The following is a 406-nucleotide window of genomic DNA, read 5'->3' on the forward strand; positions in this document are numbered from 1 at the left end:
CTGCTCTCCCACACCGTCTCCAGTGCAGTACCATCGGCCGCTTAGGTCTTAACCATCGTGTTCGGGATGGGTACGGGTGTGCCCCCTAAGCGCATCGCCACCAGCAGCATCATCCGTTCTTTTGACGGAACAAATGACTCTCTTTTTTTCGTGAGTGCCAGTCTTTCGCTTGGCACCCTCCAATCCGCTTCGCTTCTTGTCGGGCCACGCTCAAGCCTTCATATACATCCCGTCTCGTCCGTCCGTGACTGCAGGTATCCCTGCCTCACTCCCGGACTCCCGGTCTGTGCACTCACTCCTTGATAGCTGAGCAATAGACAACGGTCCTTACTTCTTTTCCTTAGAAAGGAGGTGATCCAGCCGCACCTTCCGATACGGCTACCTTGTTACGACTTCACCCCAGTTA

Annotated in this window: 2 rRNA genes; both read right to left on the reverse strand. The window is 54.9% G+C overall.

Features of this window, described 5'->3' with window-relative positions:
- Positions 1-105 (reverse strand): 5S ribosomal RNA (rrf, locus tag H6A20_RS13170); the annotation flags it as partial.
- A 239-nt stretch (positions 106-344) separates the two neighbouring features.
- Positions 345-406 (reverse strand): 16S ribosomal RNA (locus H6A20_RS13175); the annotation flags it as partial.

This window comes from Mordavella massiliensis, assembly GCF_016901695.1.
In the GTDB taxonomy this organism is placed as follows: Bacteria; Bacillota; Clostridia; order Lachnospirales; family Lachnospiraceae; genus Claveliimonas; species Claveliimonas massiliensis_A.